Origin of the sequence: Mesorhizobium sp. WSM4312 (assembly GCF_002294875.1) — a bacterium.
Lineage (GTDB): Bacteria > Pseudomonadota > Alphaproteobacteria > Rhizobiales > Rhizobiaceae > Mesorhizobium.
The window spans coordinates 146,022-164,427 of record NZ_NSFU01000012.1; the positions used below are offsets into that span (position 1 = coordinate 146,022).

Consider the following 18,406-nt stretch of genomic DNA (forward strand, 5'->3'; position numbering starts at 1 on the left):
TTCTAGCCGACCCCGAACATCGTGTCGTAGAGCAGCTTGAAGTTGAGCACGAGGATGATCGCCGCGACCACCCAGGCCAGCGCGGCCACGCCGCGTGGAATGGCGAGGTTGCCCATCTTCTTCTTGTCGGAGACGAACTGCACCAGCGGCACCACCGCGAAGGGCAGCTGCATCGACAGGATCACCTGGCTGAACACCAGCAGTTGGCCGGTGCCCTTCTCGCCATAGAGCGCGGTGACGACCACCACGGGAACGATGGCGAGGCCGCGCGTCAGAAGCCGGCGCGCCCAGCTGGGGATGCGCAGGCGCAGGAACCCTTCCATGACGATCTGGCCGGCAAGCGTCGCCGTCACCGTCGAATTCAGGCCGGAAGCGAGCAGCGCCACGGCGAACAGGATCGAGGCGATGCCGAGGCCGAGCAGCGGTGACAGAAGCTCGAAAGCCTGGTCGATCTCAGCCACATCCTGGTGGCCGGTGTTGTGGAAGGCGACGGCCGAGACGATCAGGATGGCGGCGTTGACGAACAGAGCCAGCATCAGCGCGATGGTGGAGTCCGTCGTCGCCCATTTGATGGCGTCGCGCTTGCCTTTTTCTGTGCGCTCATAGGCACGGGTCTGCACGATCGAGGAGTGCAGATAGAGATTGTGCGGCATGACGGTGGCGCCGATGATGCCGATGGCGATGTAGAGCATCGCCGGATTGGTGACGATCTCCGAGGATGGCACGAACATCGAGTGCAGGATCGTGCCGGCCGGCGGCGCGGCAACGAAGATCTGGATGGCAAAGCAGCTGAAGATGATGATCAAAAGCGCGATGACGAAGGCTTCGAGATAGCGGAACCCCTTGTTCATCAGCATGAGCACGAGGAAGGCGTCGAGCGCGGTGAGTATGGCACCGCCGATCAGCGGAATGCCGAACAGAAGCTTCAAGGCGATCGCCGTGCCGATGACTTCGGCGAGGTCACAGGCGATGATGGCGAGTTCGCAGGCGATCCACAGCACGAAATTGACGGGGCGGGGATAATAGGCGCGGCAGGCCTGGGCGAGGTCGCGGCCGGTGGCGATGCCAAGCCGCGCGGCCAACGCCTGCAACAGGATCGCCATCAGGTTGGACAGCATGATGACGAACAGCAGCGTGTAGCCGAACTGGGCGCCGCCGGCGAGGTCGGTCGCCCAGTTGCCGGGGTCCATATAGCCGACCGAAACCATGTAGCCCGGCCCCATGAAGGCGAACAGCCGGCGGAACCAGACGCCCGAACTCGGCACGGCAATGGTGGAATTGACTTCGCGCAGGCTGGGCTGATCGTCCTCGTCCCGTCCGGCGAACCTCCATGAGGACCGAGGGGCTGTGGCTTCTGCGTCTGACATGAAAAGGCTTTCCGAGACTTCCGGGGAATATCCATAAGCTATGCCATGGCTCAACATTATGCAATAGGCTATATTTCATTGTTTGTGCTTTTTGCCCCACGCTCGCTCGGGTTTGCGAAACCGCAATCGGAAACGCCGGTTGCGCCTGTGGGGGAATGCAAATAAACGGCCTGAAGAATCAGAGCCCGTGCTATAAAGCAGGAACGGCTAAACTCCCGAGGAGGAGCGCGCATTGGCGCCGAAGAGCAAACCCGTCCCGCGTGAGCCATTGCCCGACGCCGATGTCCATTCGGAAGGGTTCCGGCAGCAGCGCCAAGCGCGACGCAGCGCCCTGGTCGAGGACTATGTCGAGCTGATCGCCGATCTGATCGAGGACGGCAACGAGGCGCGCCAGGTCGACATCGCCGCGCGGCTCGGCGTCGCGCAGCCGACGGTGGCCAAGATGCTGACGCGCCTGTGCGCCGACGGGCTGGTGTCGAGAAAACCCTATCGCGGCGTGTTCCTGACCGAGGCTGGCCGCAAGGTGGCGGAGGAAAGCCGCATCCGCCATCAGACGGTGGAGGCCTTCCTGCGTTCGCTCGGCGTCAGCGCCGAGACCGCGCGCATCGATGCCGAGGGCATCGAGCACCATGTCAGCGCCGAGACGCTGGAAGCATTCCGCAAGGCGATGACGGCGCCGCGCTGAGGCGCCCGATCGTTCCTGGGGAGGTGGAACCGCAGCCCCTTGCGCACGTTGCCCCTCGCATAGCGCGATATCGCGCCAAGGGAGGAAGCAATGGGCGTCGAACAGGCACCGACCGCGAAGGGCAAGCAGGCCGCCAAGGGATTGAAGCAGGCCGCGGCGAAGGACGAGCGCAAGACCGAGGCCGAGACCGGCCATCCCCTGAAGAAGGGTGCGGCGCGTTTCGAGGAGCGCTCGAAAAGCTCCGACGGCAAGAGCGCCGGCGCCAAGCAGAAAAGCTGAGGCCGCGCCGGGCGTCAGCGGCAGGCGGAAGCTGCCTGTTCAGCGGCCGGTTGCCCTCCGCTATGGTTCCGGGCGTTCGAGCCCTTGAAAGGTCCAGTGGACCTTTCAATTTGCCTGCGGCAAACCGTTCTCACTCGCTGACATCCTGCACCCAGCTTCTGGGGTGGCCGTCGACGCGGAACTGGAAGATGAAATAGGGCGGGATGCAGGTGCCTTCGCCAGGCTTGGCCTGGGGTAAATCGTCATAGCCGGCGGTGCAGATATAGTCCTCGCGGCAGGGATGCGCTTTGTCGCAGGCGCGCAGGCCGGCGGTCTTGGTGAATTCCCCGGTGCAGAATTTGTGGTCCTTGCCGGACGCGATGCAGTCGTTGAAGCCGGTCTTGGCCAGCCGGCCGCAGGTCGCCTCGTCGGGAAGCTTGTCGCAGCTTGCCTTGCGCAGCATGCCGCCGGGAAAACCGCCGGTCTTCTGCTCGGGATTGTCGTAGCGCTGGCGCGCCGCACCATAGCCGGCGAGTTTGACCAGTGGTTTCTTGTCGCGCGCGGGGTCGATGGCGCAGGCCTTGGCGGTGGCCGGCGACAGGCGGCAATACTGGTCGTTGCCCCAGGTCGACATCTTGATCTCGCCGAACTCGACGGGATCGCCGACCGCGGTACCCTTCTCGCTGACGCAGGTGCCGAAGCCCGGATGGATGGCGCTTTCGTGGACGCCGGCGCAGCGCAGGCCGGCACCGCAGGTCCAGTCCTTGAAGCTCGCGTCGTCACCGCGATAGCAGATCGAGCCCCAGCCATTGTAGAGATCGGTGCCCTTCAGCGCTTCGGCATATTTCTGGTCCGGGCGGGCGGCGAAGCCGCGCGTGAAATCAGGATGGCCGCCGGCGGCGAATTGTTCGACGATGGCGCGGCGGCGCGGCAGGTCGGCGAAGAAGACAGCCGAGCCCGGCACGAAGACGGCGTTGCGGCGCGGTTCGCTGGCTGGGTCGGCGCCGGTGTAATGGAAGCCGGCAATGCCATGCGTCTGATGACAGCCCGTGCAGCTCATTTCGTTCAGCCGCAAATTAAAGCCGGCGACCGATTTGATGGTGGCGAGCGTGTTGCCCCTGGCGACGTAATCCTTCAGCGCCTTGTCGATATCGGCGTCGTCGACCAGCCCATAGGCGATGTTGTTCTGCGAGCGGCTCAAGCCTCCAGGCGCGACGGAAACGGCGCTCTTGGCCAGGAATTTTTCGTCGATGACGAGCCGGCCATGGTCGAGATCGTAGATGTTGCGGTCCGTGAGCAGCCATTTGGCGAAGGACTTGACGTCGGCCAGCACCGTGGCGCGGTCGATCTGGTTCTCCATCCTCGCTTCGTAGAAGCCCGAGGTCGCCGGATCCCATTTGAAGATCTTCAGGAGATATTCGGCATGGCCGCCGAAATCGCGCCGCGTCGAGGCCGACAGGCGCAGTACCTGCATGTTTAGCTCGAGCCGCATGATCTGCGAGGAATTGAGCATGGCGCCGGACAGCGGGCCCTCGTCGGAACGCAGCCATGCGGCCAGTTGCCCGGGCGGCAGGTCTTTCTGGCCGGCGGCGAGCCAGCGCTGGGCGACTTCGGCGCAGGATACGTCGGTGGCACTTGGCAAATCCTTCGAGGCACGCGCCTGCGCACGCCTCGGCTTGGCGTTGAAGACCAGGCTCATGGTCAGCGGCAGGCGCGAGGAGATGCGCTGCGCCACCTTGCCCCTGGCCGGCTTTTCGGCGACCGAATAGTGGAAGCGGTAGATCAGCCTGATCTCGCCGCATTCGGTGTGGCCGAGATAGCCGCGATCCATGCGGTTGACGACGCCGGTCAGATCCAGCGTCGAGCCGTCGTCGTCGATGTATCTGGGATTGAATTTCTGGCTGGTGTCGTTCGATTTGGCCATGGCAGCGACATAGGGGTCGGGGCTGGTCTTCGGCTCGTCCGATATCTCCTGCTTGACGGTGTCGCGCACCGTGGCCAGCCCCGGCACGGAAAACAGGCCGTGATTGTCGACGTCGCGGGTGAGGCCGAGCGCGGGGCCGAGCAGCCGGCTGATCGACAGGCCGCCGCGCTCCAACGCCTGCAAGGTGGCCGGATCGGTGACGGCGACGCCGGAGTCGAGCGTCACCGCGCTGGCGCCCCGCAAGCCCAGGCAGCTCAGCACCAAAACCAACAGCATTTGACCGATCGTTCGCAACCGCCCCTCGCATCCTCCGTCACGGCCGATGCTACAAGCCTTCAAAGGTTCCGGCCAGAGTGGTGAAGCGGTCATGCCGGCATCGCCTTGGCCATCGAAAAACACTGTGACTTGGCGCAACCATTGGGATACTTGTTTGTTGGGTTGAGCCGGCCTTGCCGGAGCAACGAGGAAGTCTATCACGGGGAGTTGCCATGCTCTGGAGAGGCCGTCGTCAGAGTGACAATATCGAGGACGACCGCAGCGATGGCGGCGGCGGCGGGATCGGCGGCGGTGGCGGGTTCCAAATTCCTATCGGCGGCCGGACCGGTGGCGGCGGCAGCATCCTCCTCGTCATCCTGGTGGTGATCGCGGGATGGTATTTCGGCTTCGATCCCTCGGCGATCCTGGGCGGTGGCGATGGCGGCCTGCTGCCGGGTGGCGGTGGCCAGATATCAGACAATAGCGGCGGCCAGGGCACGGCACCCGCCAATGACGAGATGAAGCAATTCGTCGCGACAGTGCTTGCCGAAACCGAGGACACCTGGACCGGTATCTTCAAGTCGCAGGGCCTGACCTATGAGGATCCCAAGCTGGTGCTGTTTTCCGACCAGGTTCGCTCGGCCTGCGGCTTTGCCTCGGCGGCGGCCGGACCGTTCTATTGTCCGGGCGACCACAAGGTCTATCTAGACATGACCTTCTTCCAGCAACTCGACCAGCAATTCGGCGCCTCGGGCGAGTTCGCGCGGGCCTATGTCGTCGCGCATGAGGTCGGTCACCACGTGCAGAACCTCACCGGCATCATGTCCAAGTTCAACCAGATGCGGCAAGGCATGAGCGAGGCCGATGCCAACCAGCTGTCGGTGCGCATCGAACTGCAGGCCGACTGCTTCGCCGGCGTGTGGGCGCATTACACCGCGCAGAAGGGCATATTGGAGCAGGGCGACATCGAAAGCGCGCTCAACGCCGCCAAGCAGATCGGCGACGACACGCTGCAGAAGAAGATGCAGGGCTATGTCGTGCCGGAAAGCTTCAACCACGGCACCTCGCAGCAGCGCCAGACCTGGCTGGCGCGCGGCTACAAGAGCGGCAAGCTTTCGGACTGCAACACGCTGAGCGGCCCGATCTGACGAGGCCATCTGGAAATTCTACTCCTGCGGCCATCTAGCCGGAGCGAATTTTGAAGCGGTCTCGGCTAGCGTTTCCTGGCCGGCCTGACGACGAAGTCGCAGTCAGGGAGAGTCAGGATCAACGATTCCTGGCTGTTCCCGCATTGTTCCTTTTTGCGGGCTCGCCTATAAGGTGCGTCCGCCTGCGCCCCGGGCGACCAAAGGAGCCTGACCCATCATGATCGACCCCAAAACCGCCAGGCGGGGCCTCGCGCTGGTTTTCACCACGCTGCTGCTGGATATTATCGGCTTCGGTATCATCATGCCGGTGCTGCCGGCCTATTTGCAGGAATTGTCCGGTGTCAGCATCAGCGGCGCGGCGATCGAAGGCGGCTGGCTGTTCTTCGTCTATGCGGCCATGCAGTTCTTCTTCGCGCCGATCATGGGTGGGTTGAGCGACCGGTTCGGGCGGCGGCCGATCCTGCTTGCCTCGGTGCTGACCTTCTCGATCGACAATCTGATCTGCGCGGTAGCCTGGTCCTTTCCGATGCTGTTCATCGGCCGTGTGCTGGCCGGCATTTCAGGCGCCAGCTATTCGACGACCTCGGCCTTCATCGCCGATATCTCGAACGACGAGAACCGGGCGAAGAATTTCGGCCTTCTCGGCATCGCCTTCGGCGTCGGCTTCGTCATCGGCCCAGTGTTGGGCGGGCTGCTCGGCACGTTCGGGCCGCGCGTGCCGTTCTTTTTCGCCGCCGGGCTCGCCTTCGTCAACTTCCTGATCGCGATGGTCTTCCTGCCCGAAACGCTCGACGAGAAGCATCGCCGCCGGTTCGAGTGGAAACGCGCCAACCGGGTCGGCACGCTGCTGCAGATGCGCAGGTATGAGGGCATCGGCTGGATCGGGCTCGTCTTCTTCCTGATGACGCTCGGCCACATGATGTATCCGGCGGTCTGGTCGTTCGTCTCCAGCTACCGCTATGGCTGGGGCGAGCAGCAGATCGGCTTCTCACTCGGCGCTTTCGGCCTGTGCGGCGCGATCGTCATGGGCACGGTGCTGCCGCGCGTCATCCCCAGGCTCGGCGAGTGGAAGACGGCGGTCATCGGCCTGACATTCACGGCGCTCAGCGCCTTCGGCTACGCCTTCGCGACGCAGGGCTGGATGATCTATGCGGTGATCGTCGCCGGTTGCCTGGAGGCACTTGCCGATCCGCCGCTGAGGAGCCTCGCCGCCGCCAAGGTGCCGCCTTCGGCGCAAGGCGAACTCCAGGGCGCGATGACCTCGCTCTTCTCGATCACCTCGATCATCACGCCGCTGCTCTACACGGCGATCTTTTCCTGGTTCACCGGGCCAAGCGCACCGGTGACCTTCGGTGGCGCACCCTATCTGGTTGGCGCATGCTTCCTGATGCTGGCGCTCATCGTCTTCGTCACGAAAGTCGCGAGACCCTCGCGGCTGAGGAACGCCGCGACTAGCGTCGCGGAAGATGCGGCGCAGGTATGAGCCACGACAGCCGGATCGCGCTGACCAGGGGACGGCCGTCGCTGTCGCGGCGGGTCGCGTCGCTTCCGGCTAAGCCCGCTCGGCCAGCAATTCCTCGCCGCGCTTTTCGCGGATCAGGTTGACGAAGCGGCGGAACAGATAGTGCGAATCCTGCGGGCCGGGCGAGGCTTCCGGATGATGCTGGACCGAGAACACCGGACGGCCGGTGAGCGTGATGCCGCAGTTCGAGCCGTCGAACAGCGAGACATGGGTTTCCTCGACGCCCGCGGGCAGCGAGTCCGCGTCGACGGCAAAGCCGTGGTTCATCGAGACGATCTCGACCTTGCCGGTGGTGTGGTCCTTGACCGGATGGTTGGCGCCGTGATGACCCTGGTGCATCTTGGCGGTCCTGCCGCCGAGCGCCAGTGCCAGCATCTGGTGGCCGAGGCAGATGCCGAACACCGGAATGTCGGTCTTCAGCAGGTCCTGGATGACCGGCACGGCATAGTCGCCGGTGGCTTCCGGGTCGCCGGGGCCGTTGGAAAGGAAGATGCCGTCCGGCTGCATGGCGAGGATTTCTTCCGAGCCGGTGCTGGCCGGAACGACCGTCACCTTGGCGCCGAGGCCGGCAAGCAGGCGCAATATGTTGCGCTTGACGCCGTAGTCGATGGCCACGACGTGCAGCGACGGCGCCGCCTGTTCGCCAAAACCCTCATTCCACACCCAGGGCGTCTCGCGCCAGACCGAGGACTGGCCCGAGGTGACTTCCTTGGCGAGGTCGAGGCCGATCAGACCAGACCATGCGGCGGCGCGCCGCTTCAGATCGTCGAGGTCGAACACGCCGTCGGGCGCATGCGCGATGACGGCGTTGGGCATGCCTTTTTCGCGGATCAGCGCGGTGAGCGCGCGGGTGTCGATGCCCGAGAGCGCGACGATGCCGCGCTTCTTCAGCCACTGGTCGAGGTGGCCGGCGGCGCGGTAGTTGGACGGGTTGGTGACATCGGCCTTGAACACGGCCCCGACTGCGCCGGCGCGGGCCGCCGGGTTGAGGTCCTCGATGTCCTCGCCATTGGTGCCGATATTGCCGATATGCGGGAAGGTGAAAGTGACGATCTGGCCGGCATAGGACGGATCGGTGAGGATTTCCTGGTAGCCGGTGAGCGCGGTGTTGAAGCAGACTTCGGCGACAGCCGAGCCGGTGGCGCCGAGGCCGCGACCCTCGATGACGGTGCCGTCGGCCAGCACCAGAAGGGCGGTCGGCTTTTCGGTGGCCCAAGGGGCGGTCGACGCGGGCGTCATCTCGGCCATGGCGGCACTCCTATCAGGCTGCGCGTTGCAAAGGCCCGGCGGGCCATCCGCGCAGCAGACGGCGCGGAGCGGCGAATTCGCAGCCTCCACGCACTCAAGCTTCAGTTCATGCAAGGCCCAGTACATAGGGGAAGGGGGCAGGGCGGTCAATGATCATGCGAAATGCGGCTCCGATTTATTTCATCAAGCAATATCATAGGCTTGCCTCGCAATATCAGGGTTTGCGTTGGCTTGGCCCCGGCGCTATTGTCCGCGCCGATCGAAGGAGAAAGCATGATGCGCGCAAAAATCGCCGAATCCCTGAAGAGCGCGATGAAGGCGCAGGACAAGCACCGGCTGCCGACATTGCGGCTGATCCAGGCCGCCATTCATGATCGCGACATCGCCAATCGCGGGTCGGGCAAGGATCCCGCCAGCGACGAGGAGATCCTGCAGATACTGGCCAAGATGGTGAAGCAGCGCGAGGAATCGGCGAAAGCCTTCGAGGAAGGCAGGCGACCGGAACTGGCGGCGCAGGAGCGCGGTGAGATGGAGATCATTCGCGGCTTCCTGCCGACACAGCTCGACGACGCGGCGGTCACGGCGGCAGCCCGCGACGCGATCGCCGCGACGGGTGCCGCCAGCCAGAAGGACATGGGCAAGGTGATCGCCGCGCTGAAGCAGAAATATGCCGGCCAGATGGATTTCGGCAAGGCCAGCGGCATCGTCAAGGGCCTGCTGCAGTAGGGCGTTTAAGGGCAACCGCCAGGTCTGGACTTGCCTTAAGACGCTGTTTTTGGCGGCTCCAGCGCGCGTCGCAATGCCGGCGCCTCCTGCTGGATGTGATCCCACAACCGGTTGGCGATCGGCCCGTGCGGCCGGTCGCGGCGGCGCGCCACCACCAGCTCGTCGGTGCGGCCCGGCATATGGCCGCTGGCAATGGAGCGCAGGCGTCCATCGTGCAATTCTTCCTCGATCAGGAAGCAGGGCAGGTGGCCCCAGCCAAGGCCCTGCAGGATGATCTCCTTCTTCATGCCCTGGTCGGGCACCAGGCATTGCGGCGCGCCTTCGACCATGAAGTAGTCCCGCCGTGGCGAATGGCGGGCGGTGTCGCGCATGACGCATTGGGTGAGCGCCCGCATCTGGTCCAGCGTGATCGGCTGCCTGAGGCGCTCGGGCAAAAAGCCCGGCGCCGCCACGGGAATGAACGGCACCTTGCACAAATCGATCCATTCCACCCGCGCGTCGCCCTTGTCGATCCAGTGCAGGATCAGGTCAGCCTCGTCATCGAAAAGCCGCTCCCAAGGGCCGCCGACGGCTTCGAAATGCAGATGCAGGCGCGTGCCCGGGCATTGGGCGAAGAACCGTCCGAGCATGCCCAGCACCTGCGGCCTCGGGCAGAGGTCGCCGATCACGACATGGATTTCGCTTTCTTCGCCCATCGAGAGCTGGGCGGCGTGGACGCGCAGGCCTTCCAGTTCGCGCAGCAGCGATTGCGCCCGGCGGTGGAACGACAGCCCTACCTCGGTCGGGCGCACGCGATAGCCGCTGCGATCCAGGAGAACGAGGTCGAGCTGCCGTTCGAGCTTGGCAATGGCGGCGAACACCGCCGGGTGCGAGCGATGCAGCAAGCTCGCCGCCGGCTGAAAGCCGCCGGTGCGGATCACCGCATCGAAGCATTGCAGGTCGTGCAAGGTGAATTCGGCCATGTCAGCTCTGACTACAGAGTTTGTCATATCTTTGTAATATCCACAAATGCTCGACGCGACTACGCTCCGCCTCATTCATCGTTCCAGAAGGACTTTTCATCATGAATGAGCTGAATTTCGTGACTGTCGGCGACGGCGCGCGCATCGCCTATCGTCTCGATGGCGATGCCGCAAAGCCGGTGCTGGTGCTGTCGAACTCCATCGCCACCACGCTGCACATGTGGGACGGGCAGGCCGGCGGGCTTTCAAAACATTTCCGTCTCCTGCGCTACGATTTTCGCGGCCATGGCGGGTCAAGCGCCCCAGTCGGTGCGTATTCGCTCGACCGGCTTGGCCGCGACGTGGTCGAACTGCTCGATGCACTCGGGCTTGGACGTGTGCATTTCCTCGGACTGTCGCTGGGCGGCTTCGTCGGGCAGTGGCTCGGTATCCATGCACCGGAGCGGATCGACAGGCTGATCCTGAGCAACACCTCGTCCCATCTGGCGCCGGCAAGCTATTTCGACGAGCGGATTGCCATTGTCCGGCAGGCGCCGGACATGTCGGAAACCGCCGAAGTCTTCCTCAACAACTGGTTCCCCGCGCGGATGGTGACGGCCAATGAACCCGTCATCGAGGAATTCCGCACCATGCTGCTCGCTATCGACCGGCAAGGCCTGGCTGGCCTGTTCGCCGCCGTTCGCGATGCCGATCTTCGCCGCACGGTGTCGCTGATCAACCGGCCGACGCTGGTGATCGCCGGCGAGCACGACACGGTGACGGCCGCCAGCCACAGCGAACTGATCGCGGCGGCCGTGCCCGGCGCGAAGCTGGTCGTGCTGCCGGCGGTTCACCTGTCGAATGTGGAGTATCCGGCGGAGTTCATGGAGGCCGTGCTCGGTTTTCTGCGCTGACCGAGAGTCTACCCCGGTGAGGTCTGCTGTCTCGCGACGTGGAGCGGACCTCACGGCTCCTTGCACATCGGCACCGGCTGCGGTGGCGGTGCCGGGTGGTCCTGCTTGTATTGGGCGATGATCGGCTCGAGGGTTTTTCGCGGCCAGAATTTCGGCGCGCCGATTTCCTTCAGGCAGGAGGCGTTCCAATAGGGTGCTTCGCCCGATGGCGAATGGCTTTTTGCCGCCTGCGCGACGGCGGCGATATCACGCGATTCCGGATAGATGTAGAGCGTCGTCGGATTGTCCTTCACCATCGCGATGATCTGCTGCGCATCCGTTGGCGACCAGCTGGTGCAGCCATTGCTGCGGCCGCCGGCATAGTCCACCAGCTTGCCGAACGGCACCAGGCCGTCATGGTCGGCGTAGGAGCTGTTGGGGCCTTTGCGCATGCACATGCCGCGCAGCACCTGCGCCGCATGGCCGCCGATCACCCGCTGCCTGGCATTGGCGGCTTCGCCTTCGCCGTCGAACTGGATGAAGGTGCGCTGGAAAGCCACGTCCCGTTTCGCGCCGGTCCGATAAAAACCCTTGAAGGAGGTCTTTGCCTCGCTGGTCATGTAGGCGCCGCCGGCGGTCAGTTCGGAATCCATGGCATTGCCGAAGTTCTTGGAGCACCGCCTGCCGTTTGAAAAATCGACCGTGCCTTTCAGATTCCGGCCGCCGCCGTGACCCGACGAGATGGCGTGAAACGACTGGCTGGCCTCGCAAATGACGTAGTACCGGCGCCCTAGCACGCCGTTGCCCATGTCGCCGGGACGTGTCGCATCCATGGCGAAGTAACAGGGGTTCCTGACCACGCCTTGCGCCACCTTTTTCAGGTAGAGCCCCCGCGCCCGCTCCAGCACCACGGTTGAGATCTGGCCGTCGCTGTCGCCGACATGGGCCTGCAGCCAGGCCGGGACGGCCGAGGGCGCGGCAATGGACCGGCCCGTCGCGGTCAGCGCAATGACGATGACAAGAAGGCTGAGGGTGACGACTACACCCAGGGGAAAAAATCTCAACCGCACCGGTTCAATTCTCCTGCCGAAGCCATGCGAATCCCTGCGGTGTTATATCCGCAACCAATCATAAAATGTCTCGCGGCAATCGGCGAAACACATCTTGTTTAGCGAGCCTGCAAGTCCGCACGAAGAACCGGGGCCGGCGCGCGCACCGCCCATAGACCGGGACGCTGGTCCAAGGCTTGCGGCCGATGTCTCTGGACAAGGGTGAGATCCGCTTTCAGGCGGCTTGAGCGCTCCGATGGCCAGGGCTATCTCTGCCTTACCTGGAGAGCATGGATCATGATCGAGATCGTCAAACCGGCGCTTGAGCATCTGCCGTCCTACAAGGCGGCGCTCGAGCGCGGCTGGTCGCCGGACAATGTCCGGCTCCAGGAGGCGACGCGCGAGCAGTTGGCGGAGATAGAGCAGGAGCCGGAGGCTTTCCTGGCCAGCCTCGATGATCCCGAGGCCAGGGGCGGCCCGATCACCTTGCCCGACGGCACGCAAGTGCCGCGCCTGCCGGGCTTCCGCCGCTGGATCTGGGATGGCGAGGCATCGGGCTCGATCGGCTTTCGCTGGCAAAAGGGCACGGCGGAACTGCCATCGCATGTGCTTGGCCATATCGGCTATGCGGTGGTGCCGTGGAAGCGGCGGCGCGGCTACGCCACCGAAGCCTTGCGGATGATGCTGGACGAGGCGAGGGCGGTCGGCCTGCCCTATGTCGAGATCACCGCCAAGCCGGGCAATCCGGCTTCGCACAAGGTGATCCTGGCCAATGGCGGCAGGCTGGTCGCACGCTTCTTCGAGGACGCCGCCTATGGCGGGGCGGAGAGTTTGCGGTTCCGGATCGAGCTGTAGGTCGCCTTAAAGCGCGTCACATCGAAACGGATGCATGGCGCGCTTCGGGTCTGTCTTTTTATGCAAGTCGCGTTCCCAAAACCGAGGTCACTTTTGGGCGACATGCATCAACGTTGTTGATCGCGCAGCCAGTCGGCCAGCGATGCGCGATGCTTGCCGGCCCTGCCGGTGAAGGCCACGGCCGACAGCATGGAGTTCAACACCGCCTCGTGCGTGGCTTCCGCCGCCGCGCGAAAAAGGATGTCGATGCGCGCCTCATTGAGCGCGAGCAGCGGCACCAGATCGCGGCTTTCATCGTGGTCGACCAGATTGCCGGTGCTGAAGGCGATGGCGATGTCACCACTGCCATGGCCCCAGAAGGAGCCGAGCCTGGCGATGCCGGCCCCGGCGCGGCGCGCCACTCTTTCAAGCTGGCGGTGTTCGAGCGGCACATCGGTTGCCAGCACGATCATGACCGAGCCGCGCTCATCCGCGGCCGGTTGTCCTGGGTCCGGCCGGCGCCCATCGGGCAGAACGAGGTCTCCGGGTCTGCCGAAATTCGACAGAACGAGAACGCCGAGATGATGGCCGCCGCCGAGCGCGATTCTTCTGGACGCCGAGCCGATGCCGCCCTTGAAGCCGAAGCAAGTCATTCCCGTTCCGGCGCCGACATTGCCTTGCTCGACCTCGCCCGCATGCGCGTCGGCCAGCGCGGCGAGGGCGTGTTCCTCTGATATCGCCAGGGCCTGGATGTCGTTCAGCGGACCGTCATTGCATTCGCCGACCACCGGATTGACGGTTCCGGTGGTGCGGCCGATATCCGGGTTCTGGCGGATGGCGTCGCGGATCAGCGCCGTTGCGCAGGTTCCGACCGAGAGCGTGTTGGTCAAGAGAACAGGCGTTTCGATGGCGCCAAGCTCCTGCACCTGCGCCAGGCCGGTGGTCTTGCCGAAGCCGTTGATGACATGGCTTGCCGCCGTCACCTTCTTGCGAAACAGATTTCCGCCATGCGGCAGGATCGCGGTCACGCCGGTGTTGGTGTCGCCGTTGCGCAGCGTGCAGTGGCCGACGCGCACACCGGGCACATCGGTGATCGCATTGCGCGCGCCGGCCGGCAAGCTGCCGCAGCTCAAGCCGAAATCGCTGACAGTGCTCGTCATGTCTGCTCCTGGTCTCACGAACGGCACGCGCCCAGGCCGAGGCCCGCGTCGGACCGGATCTCAGTATCAGACATGCTCGTCCGCACACAGCGCGTGGTCTGACAGCGCGCGGATGACATAGCAGTCGCCGACCGTCTTGCCGTCACAGCAGGAGGCGATGCGGATCGTGGTCTACTCCGCCGGTACCGTCAGCGGCGGCGTGGCATTGCTGCGCGCTTCCCAGACCTGGGAGGTGACAGCCACCACCACGGCGACCAGCATGGCGAAAGCGCCGACCACCGGCAAGCTGCGATAGCCATAGCCGGCATTGAGCATGGCGGCGCCCAATGACGCTGCCAGCGCGATGCCGACATTGAAGCCGGACGGGATCAGCGATGAGGCGAGATTGGACGCATCGGCCGTCCACGCCAGGATGCGGGTCTGGATCGGCGTGCCGATGGCGAAGTTGAGGCCACCCCAGATGACGATCGCCACGATCATCGGCAGGGGATAGGGGCTGACGGCATAGATGACTGCCAGCGTCACCGCCTGCAGGGCCAGCATGGTGATCAGCGACGGCATCAGCTTCCAGTCGGACAGCTTGCCGCCGAGGAAAACGCCAAGCGTGGCGCCGACGCCGTTGAGCAGCAGCACCCAGGGCACCAGGTCTTCGTCGAGCCCGGTGACCTCCAGCAAGGTCGGCGTGATGTAGGTGAACAGGCAGAACTGGCCGAGCATCAGCATGAGCATCAGGATCAGCGAGGTCCAGACCTGCTGGCGCGCCAGCACGCGGACCTCACGCGCCAGCCCGGCCGGTTTGGCCTGATATCCGGCGGTGCGCGGCAGAAGGGCAGTCATCGCCAGCGTTGCCGCCACGCCGAGCGCACACATCACCCAGAAGGTCGCGCGCCAGCCCCAGATGTTGCCGATGGCGGTGCCTGCCGGCACGCCGATGACGTTGGAGACGGTGAGGCCGGACAGGATGACCGCCACTGCCATGCCGCGCTTGTCCTCGGGAACCAGGCCGACGGCGACCACCATGGCGACGCCGAAATAGGCGCCGTGCGCGACGGCAACGGCGATGCGCAGCAGCAGCATCGAGGTAAAGTCGGGCGCCAGTGCACAGGCCGCCTGGCCGATGGTGAAGACGATGGCGAGGCCGAGCAGCAAGGTCTTGCGCGGCAGGGATTTGGTGGCGAGCGCCAGCAGCGGACCGCCAATGGCGATGCCGCAGGCATAGCCGGAGACGAGGTAGCCGGCGGAGGGAACCGAAACGCCGAGCCCTTCCGCCACCTGCGGCAGCACGCCGGCAATGACGAATTCGGTAGTGCCGAAGGCAAAAGCGGCAATGAACAGGGCAATGAGCGGAAGCGACATGGGAAAGCCTTGGCTGGAACGGCGTCAAACCACGGATAGGAGGCGCGGGCAATCCAGAAATTTTTGTCGCGACTTTAGCTTTTCTTGACTGCTCCCCTTGCCGCCGGCGCGATCGGTCACGCAGCGCATACCGGCAGTGGGCAAGCTCCTAGACTGGGGTCCTGCGGCCGTAAGGGATCTTCAGCCATGCGCGCTCATGAAAATAATAGAGCAGCGACTTGGTGAAGACCTCCGTCACGCCGATGGCGGCCGCCAGCTTCACGCTGCCAGTCACCACAAGCGAGATGATGATCGTGTCGATGGTGCCGGTCATGCGCCATGAAAGCGCCTTGGCGAAACTGCGCGAATGGGTATCCATCGATTTCCTCCCGGGGGCATCGGATGCTTAGCCGACGGGAGGCAGGGTGAGCAAAGACTAATTTTGCCGTTCGAGCCGGAACGACGCAAGCTTGTTCCCAAGTTGACGCCGCCGTGGCAAATCCCTTCTCGCTAGCTGGCCTTCAGTCGGGATCCTGTGAGAAGGCCGCGCTCTTCGAGCACCGGATAGGCCATCGAGGCCAGCAGTGAATTGATCTGCTTGAGGTCGCGGATGGTGTCGAGATGGATCGAGCTTGTCTCGACGCTTTTGGCGGTGCCTTCGCGCAGCCGCAGGAAATGGCTGGCGCTGGTTTCCTTCTCGCGGTCGCGCAACTGGTCCTTCTCCAGCACCAGCTGGCGCGCTGTTTCGGGGTCGCGCGAGACCAGCACGTTGAAGGCAAGCCTTGCATTGGCCAGCACCGAGCCGTGGAAGGCGCACAATTCGCTCCATCCCTCGTCGGTGAATTCCAGCCCGCGATCGACCTTCTTCTTCACATGCACCAGCATGTTGCGCACGATGATGTCGCCGACCTGCTCGAGCTTGACACAGGCGCCGATCAGTTCCTGGCAGCGCAGCGCCTCGTCCTCGGTCAGCGGGTTCTTGGTGACCTTGGCGAGGTAGAGTTTGATCGCCGCATGCTTGCGGTCGACACGGTCGTCGAGGGCGGCCAGCGCCTTTATCTTGTCGGCGTCGGCACTCTCATAGAGCTCAATGATGCGCTTCAGCATGATCTCGACCGTCTCGCAGACCCGCACCACCTCGCGCGTGGCATTGGCCAGCGCCTGGCTCGGCACATCGAGCGCGCTTTCGTTGAGCGCGGACAGTTCGATGACGTCGAGCGAGGCAGCCGGCGCTGCCTTGGTGCCGAGCGCGACGATCTTCTCCGAGGCGCGGTAGACGAAGCCGGCCAGCGGCAGGCCTGCCAGCAGGATGATGACGTTGAACAGGATGTGGGCGTTGACGATCTGGTCAGCCGCCGTGGTGCCGAGGAAGCCGACATGCGGCCGGACGATCATGAAAAGGACCAAAATGACCAGCGAGCCGAGCCCGCGCATCAGCAGATTGCCGATCGGCACGACGCGCACGGCGGGTCCGGCCGAGCGGGTCAGCATCGGCGCGATGATGGAGGAGCCGAGATTGACGCCGAGGATGAGGACGACGCCGAGTTCCGGGCTGATCAGGCCGCGGCCGGCCAGCGTCGCCATCAAAAGCACCGCGGCGATGCTAGACTGGAACAGCCAGGTGATCAGCGCTGCCAGGAGATAGGCGGTGATGGAATCGCTGGAGAAGTAGTTGATGATGACCGGCATCAGCTGGCTGTTGCGCAGCGGCTCCGACGCCTGGCCGATCATTTCCAGCGACAGGATCAAGAGGCCGATGCCGACCAGGATGCGGCCGGTCTGGCGCCAGTCGCGCCGCTCGGTCGCCATGAACATCACCGTGCCGGTGATCAGGCAGAGCGGCACCAGCAGCGTGAGGTCGAAGGTCAGCAGCTTGACCACGAGCGCCGAGCCGATCTCGGCGCCGCGCACGGCCAATTGGCCGGCGGCGCCCGAGACGATACCGGAACCGGCGAAGGAGCCGACCAAAAGCGTCACGGCGGTCGAACTCTGCAGGGCGATGGCGAGGCCGGTGCCGGCCAGCACCGCCATGATCGGATTGCGCATGGTGGCGCGCAGCCTGTGGCGCAGCACATCGCCATAGGCGCGCTCGACGCCGGTCTTCACCATGCGGGTGGCAAACAGCATCAGCGCCACGGCGCCGGCCAGATGCAAAAGGACGACGGAACCGCTCATTTCGGCGCCTGCATGCGGACAGGGCACGCAGTGCGGACGGCGCGGCCAACAGGCGGAAAAGCAAGGGTTCGAATCATGGTCATGACACTGTGAATAATAGCCGGAATATTTTAGCCGGGTAATAAAACTTTGTCGATTTCAAGAGGCCGTCGCTGCGCGACAGGCCGTGTCGGGAAATGGATGGGTGCGCGAATGGCTGCACAGCCGGGCTTTGGCCGGTCTGGAACGGCTGCCTTTGCCGAGTGGCCGACACTCATCTTTGCGATGATGTTCAAGTATCGGCAATAAGCAGAAGATTTCATTACACAATTGTAATGCCGGCATTCAGTTTCAGTTCATCCGCCGGCCGCTATTCCTCGGGCATCCACAACCAAGGAGATTTCTCATGAAGCGCATTGTTCTTTCTGTCGTCGCCGTCTCGATGCTGGCCGCCACCTCACTTGCCGGCCAGGCCGCGCCGATGAACGCGCCGGTCGTGCCGCAGTCGAATTACACCAAGGTCGACTGGCAGAAGCCGGGCCACCACAATGATGTGAGGAAGCGCGTCTTCAAGAAGAAGGTCGTCGTGAAGCGAAGCCACTGGCGTAATGGCCAGAAATATTCCGGCTGGAGGCAGCACCGGCCGATCCGCGACTATGGCCGCTACGGCCTGCATCGTCCCGGCCGCGGCCAGGAATGGATCCGCGTCGGCAACGACTATGTGCTGGTCGGCATCCTCTCGGGCGTCATCTTCGGCGCGCTCGCCGCGCAGTAAGCGCCGCAACCGGGCTGAGAAGGAAGGGCGGCCTGTAACGGCCGCCCTTCCTTTTACCCTGTGGAAACCGGGTATGGCCGGTATTGGGGGTCGTCGGATTTCGCTGGCATGATTATATGGTGGGGAAACGAG

At 64.2% G+C, this 18,406-nt stretch carries 17 protein-coding genes and 1 pseudogene; 8 read left to right on the forward strand and 10 right to left on the reverse strand.

Annotated features, from left to right (window positions below):
* Positions 1 to 2: 2 nt before the first annotated feature.
* A complete protein-coding gene (locus CK228_RS21475) occupies positions 3 to 1,367 on the reverse strand; it encodes an Nramp family divalent metal transporter (RefSeq protein WP_095789137.1) in 1,365 nt (454 codons plus the stop codon).
* Positions 1,368 to 1,599: 232 nt separating this feature from the next.
* Between CK228_RS21475 and mntR the strand changes: the two genes are divergently transcribed.
* Both mntR and CK228_RS21485 read left to right on the forward strand, forming a co-directional pair.
* Positions 1,600 to 2,052, forward strand: a complete 453-nt coding sequence (mntR, locus tag CK228_RS21480; protein ID WP_095789138.1) for a manganese-binding transcriptional regulator MntR — start codon at positions 1,600 to 1,602, stop codon at positions 2,050 to 2,052.
* 90 nt (positions 2,053 to 2,142) lie between these two features.
* A complete protein-coding gene (locus CK228_RS21485) occupies positions 2,143 to 2,331 on the forward strand; it encodes a hypothetical protein (RefSeq protein WP_019860505.1) in 189 nt (62 codons plus the stop codon).
* A gap of 130 nt (positions 2,332 to 2,461) precedes the next feature.
* Here the strand turns inward: CK228_RS21485 and CK228_RS21490 are convergent, their stop codons facing one another.
* Positions 2,462 to 4,510 (reverse strand): hypothetical protein, encoded by a 2,049-nt coding sequence (locus CK228_RS21490; RefSeq protein WP_095789139.1) that lies wholly within the window; start codon positions 4,508 to 4,510, stop codon positions 2,462 to 2,464.
* 212 nt (positions 4,511 to 4,722) lie between these two features.
* Between CK228_RS21490 and CK228_RS21495 the strand changes: the two genes are divergently transcribed.
* Together CK228_RS21495 and CK228_RS21500 are read left to right on the forward strand one after the other, a co-directional pair.
* Positions 4,723 to 5,637, forward strand: coding sequence for a neutral zinc metallopeptidase (locus tag CK228_RS21495; RefSeq protein WP_095789140.1), 915 nt, complete (start codon positions 4,723 to 4,725; stop codon positions 5,635 to 5,637).
* Positions 5,638 to 5,854: 217 nt separating this feature from the next.
* A complete protein-coding gene (locus CK228_RS21500) occupies positions 5,855 to 7,120 on the forward strand; it encodes a TCR/Tet family MFS transporter (protein WP_095789141.1) in 1,266 nt (421 codons plus the stop codon).
* Positions 7,121 to 7,189: 69 nt separating this feature from the next.
* On the opposite strand, the gene carA is transcribed toward CK228_RS21500, so the two are convergent.
* Complete coding sequence (gene carA, locus CK228_RS21505) at positions 7,190 to 8,407, reverse strand: glutamine-hydrolyzing carbamoyl-phosphate synthase small subunit (protein WP_095789213.1); 1,218 nt, start codon at positions 8,405 to 8,407, stop codon at positions 7,190 to 7,192.
* A gap of 273 nt (positions 8,408 to 8,680) precedes the next feature.
* Here carA and CK228_RS21510 point away from each other — a divergent pair, with 273 nt between their 5' ends.
* Entirely contained in the window at positions 8,681 to 9,133 is a 453-nt protein-coding gene (locus CK228_RS21510) for a GatB/YqeY domain-containing protein (protein WP_179295995.1), read from the forward strand.
* A gap of 35 nt (positions 9,134 to 9,168) precedes the next feature.
* Here the strand turns inward: CK228_RS21510 and CK228_RS21515 are convergent, their stop codons facing one another.
* Entirely contained in the window at positions 9,169 to 10,095 is a 927-nt protein-coding gene (locus tag CK228_RS21515) for a LysR family transcriptional regulator (protein WP_095789142.1), read from the reverse strand.
* A 101-nt stretch (positions 10,096 to 10,196) separates the two neighbouring features.
* Between CK228_RS21515 and CK228_RS21520 the strand changes: the two genes are divergently transcribed.
* Complete coding sequence (locus CK228_RS21520) at positions 10,197 to 10,988, forward strand: alpha/beta fold hydrolase (protein WP_095789143.1); 792 nt, start codon at positions 10,197 to 10,199, stop codon at positions 10,986 to 10,988.
* Positions 10,989 to 11,038: 50 nt separating this feature from the next.
* Here the strand turns inward: CK228_RS21520 and CK228_RS21525 are convergent, their stop codons facing one another.
* Positions 11,039 to 12,037 carry a hypothetical protein gene (locus CK228_RS21525; RefSeq protein ID WP_095789144.1) on the reverse strand — a complete coding sequence of 333 codons (999 nt, stop codon included), beginning with the start codon at positions 12,035 to 12,037 and terminating at the stop codon, positions 11,039 to 11,041.
* A gap of 276 nt (positions 12,038 to 12,313) precedes the next feature.
* Between CK228_RS21525 and CK228_RS21530 the strand changes: the two genes are divergently transcribed.
* Positions 12,314 to 12,871, forward strand: a complete 558-nt coding sequence (locus CK228_RS21530) for a GNAT family N-acetyltransferase (RefSeq protein ID WP_095789145.1) — start codon at positions 12,314 to 12,316, stop codon at positions 12,869 to 12,871.
* A gap of 107 nt (positions 12,872 to 12,978) precedes the next feature.
* Here CK228_RS21530 and CK228_RS21535 read toward each other — a convergent pair whose 3' ends face one another.
* The 5 genes and pseudogenes from CK228_RS21535 to CK228_RS21555 form a co-directional block, all read right to left on the reverse strand.
* Positions 12,979 to 14,010 carry a P1 family peptidase gene (locus tag CK228_RS21535; protein ID WP_095773641.1) on the reverse strand — a complete coding sequence of 344 codons (1,032 nt, stop codon included), beginning with the start codon at positions 14,008 to 14,010 and terminating at the stop codon, positions 12,979 to 12,981.
* Positions 14,011 to 14,076: 66 nt separating this feature from the next.
* Positions 14,077 to 14,172, reverse strand: a pseudogene (locus CK228_RS35830) (MerR family transcriptional regulator); the annotation flags it as partial.
* Between the two features lie 9 nt (positions 14,173 to 14,181).
* A complete protein-coding gene (locus CK228_RS21545; protein WP_095789146.1) occupies positions 14,182 to 15,366 on the reverse strand; it encodes an MFS transporter in 1,185 nt (394 codons plus the stop codon).
* 148 nt (positions 15,367 to 15,514) lie between these two features.
* On the reverse strand, positions 15,515 to 15,724 hold the full coding sequence (locus CK228_RS21550) for a DUF2061 domain-containing protein (RefSeq protein WP_095773643.1): 210 nt from the start codon (positions 15,722 to 15,724) through the stop codon (positions 15,515 to 15,517).
* A gap of 131 nt (positions 15,725 to 15,855) precedes the next feature.
* Positions 15,856 to 17,520, reverse strand: a complete 1,665-nt coding sequence (locus CK228_RS21555; protein ID WP_095773644.1) for a Na/Pi cotransporter family protein — start codon at positions 17,518 to 17,520, stop codon at positions 15,856 to 15,858.
* Between the two features lie 385 nt (positions 17,521 to 17,905).
* On the opposite strand from CK228_RS21555, the gene CK228_RS21560 reads away from it, so the two are divergent.
* Complete coding sequence (locus tag CK228_RS21560; RefSeq protein ID WP_095789147.1) at positions 17,906 to 18,274, forward strand: RcnB family protein; 369 nt, start codon at positions 17,906 to 17,908, stop codon at positions 18,272 to 18,274.
* The last annotated feature ends 132 nt before the right edge of the window (positions 18,275 to 18,406 follow it).